Source organism: Chitinimonas violaceus (assembly GCF_052601015.1).
In genome coordinates this window covers 1-540 of the sequence record NZ_JBQXDJ010000217.1, presented here as the reverse complement: position 1 = coordinate 540, position 540 = coordinate 1, and the positions used below count along the sequence as shown (strand labels likewise).

The 540-nt window shown below is 55.4% G+C and carries 1 pseudogene; it reads left to right on the top strand.

Features of this window, described 5'->3' with window-relative positions:
- Nucleotides 1-540: pseudogene (locus tag ACUHMQ_RS21000) on the top strand (transposase); the annotation flags it as partial.

Sequence of the window (540 nt, the reverse complement as noted above, 5' to 3'; positions counted from 1 at the left end):
TTTCGGACAGCCAAATCATCACCGTGCTTAAGGAGGCAGAGGCTGGCAAGCCAGTCCCAACGCTATGCCGGGAACACGGCATCAGTTCGGCGACGTTCTACAAGTGGCGGGCTAAGTTTGGCGGCATGGATGCATCGCTGATGGCACGACTCAAGGAGCTCGAAACTGAGAACGTTCGGCTGAAGAAGATGTATGCGGAAGAACGGCTGAAGGCGGAGATCGTCAAGGAAGCCCTCGAAAAAAAGTGGTGAAGCCATCTCGTCGGCGTGAGATGGCACACCGAGCTGTACAACACCGCAGTGCAAGCATACGCGTAGCGTGTGCGGCGTTTGGGATCAGCGAAACCTGTTACCGCTACCAGGCGAAGTGCTCAGCCCAGAATACTGAGATCGCCGATCACTTGATCCGCCTGACGCACAGCCAGCGCAACTGGGGCTTCGGCCTATGCTTTTTGTATCTGCGCAACGTGAAGGGGTACCGTTGGAATCATAAGCGGGTGTATCGGATCTATCGCGAGCTTGAGCTCAATTTGCGTATCAA